Source organism: Microbacterium sp. Bi128, assembly GCF_918698205.1.
The window spans coordinates 1-2,118 of record NZ_CAKKMM010000888.1 but is presented as its reverse complement, the minus strand read 5'-3'; the positions used below and the strand labels follow the sequence as shown (position 1 = coordinate 2,118).

Annotated in this window: 2 protein-coding genes; one reads left to right on the top strand and one right to left on the bottom strand. The window is 56.8% G+C overall.

From position 1 onward, the window contains the following. Positions 1–478 (bottom strand): DUF1972 domain-containing protein (locus LQV45_RS27655; protein WP_230010068.1); only part of this gene is annotated, 478 nt, incomplete at its 3' end. 916 nt (positions 479–1,394) lie between these two features. Between LQV45_RS27655 and LQV45_RS35830 the strand changes: the two genes are divergently transcribed. Then, positions 1,395–2,118: sugar transferase (locus LQV45_RS35830; RefSeq protein ID WP_308288937.1), on the top strand; the 724-nt coding region annotated here is incomplete at its 3' end.

Sequence of the window (2,118 nt, the reverse complement as noted above, 5' to 3'; positions counted from 1 at the left end):
GGTTTGCAAATCGAGCCGTGAGTTTGGCTCCGAGTTTGAAGACGAATTTGGCGACCGGCCCCCACTTTGCTCTCTCCCATTCCATACCATCGACATTCACTACAGTCGGAATTCGAAAAATGCGGAGCAATGGCAGCCAGTAACCGTTGGCCACGTTCATGACTAGAACGACGTCAGGCCGGCGACGAATTGCGTGAAGCACGGCAGTCAGACCATATGTCAACGTGCTTAGCGACTTCTTTTCCAGGCCAAATGTTTCAACCGATGCAACGCGGGGGTCTCGGGCCAGATCGTCGGCACGTGTCGCGCCCTTACGGCCGTACACGGTGACAGCCCAGCCTGCATCACTCAAGTACGGTGCCAACTTCCGAACCGCAGTCTCGAACCCACCGTAGTAGCTGGGATATCCACGCGTGCCGATGATGGCAACAGAACGGGCTCGGCCAAGAAGGCCCTCGTATGGGAGATCACTAGTCAATTCCTGGTCCTTAGCTCTTTGGGGTTGATGTCACATGTGTGGACGCTTCGTTGCTCGCTGGGAGATCCAGGTGACCAAGTCCAAATTATAGGGGCAGATGAGACTGAGCCTTACGTAGGGCCCTTCGGAATCACGTGTTCCTCGGCGGAGCTGAGAAATCGATTGAGCGAGGTCTGGGCTCGGTACAGCTCTGATTCCCGACGACTGTCCAGTGCTCGAAGAATCAGCCTGGCCTTAGGCCACGTACTAGAGGAGTAGCCGTTGCCCGATTCTGCAGTCGTCCTTTGCCACTTAGCGATACCGCCTCCGTTGGAGCGGCACCACCAACGTCACCTCCACATTGGACGCGTATTTTGTCCTCAGCGGCTGCTATGTTTCAAGCGCTCCCGATCCCCACGGCAGGCAACATTCGGATGGCCGGTTGAAGGCATGTATCCTTTGGTCCGGGGGATTCCCGTCGAATATAGAACAACTTTTGAAATGAGTGACGACGGTGGCTGATTGGCGCATTCGGACGTCCCGTCTCTTACGGACGGTGGACGGGTTCGTCGTCACGTGGGCGGTCTCTGGGGCTTACGTAGTGAGATTTGGAGTAGAACCCAATTTCATGGTTTCCGGCCAAGAGCTCACGTACGTCTGGCTATCAGCCGTACTGGCCGGACTCTGGTGGTTCATGTTAGGTGCGTGGAACTCTCGGCAGAGCCTTATCCTCGGTGCCGGCGCAGACCAATATAAGGGAGTAGCCTCTGCATCCCTCTGGTTGTTCGGCCTTGTTGCAATCGTTTCGTACATTTTCCGTGTTGACACGGCCCGCGGCTATGTCGGCATAGCCCTTCCCGTCGGACTTGCCGGGCTGCTTCTTGGCCGGTGGCTGCTAAGACAGCACCTAAGCGTCAATCGCCAAAATGGCCGGAGCATGTCTCGTCTGCTGCTGTTAGGTGGTCCCAGCGCTGTTGCTCATCTCGCAGCTTCATTGGACCGCGCCAAACATGCTGGCTATCTACCCATCGCCGCCTACACTCCTGGCACGCACGGTGGTCTCGCAATCGAAGAGGAATCTGGCCTTCCCATTCTTGGGTGGCGTGCGGACACCCCGTCGATTTTGGAAGCAATCGATCGCTGCGGAGCCGATGCCGTGGCCGTGTCGGCGGGGGTTCAACTTCACCCCCAGATCCTCCGGCATTTGGGATGGGAACTGGCCTCAAGGAACGTCGCATTGATAATGGCCCCCGCGTTAACCGACATAGCGGGACCTCGAATTCACACACAGCAAGTCGCCGGTCTGCCGTTGATTCACGTCACTACTCCCACGTTGGAGGGCGGTCAACGAGTGGCAAAACGACTCTTTGACGTCGTCGTATCGGCCGGACTTATTCTCCTCGCGACCCCGCTCATGGCACTGGTAGCGATTATGGTCAAACTTGAGAGTCGGGGTCCAGTTTTTTTCAAACAGGAGCGTGTGGGTATCGAAGGCGCTCATTTCGGGATGCTCAAGTTCCGTTCAATGGTCGTAGACGCGGAGGAACGACTCTCCGAACTCGCTGACCGCAACGAAGGCAATGGCGTTCTGTTCAAAATCAAGAACGACCCTCGAGTCACGCGGGTCGGCAAGATTCTGCGCAAGTACAGCCTTGACGAGC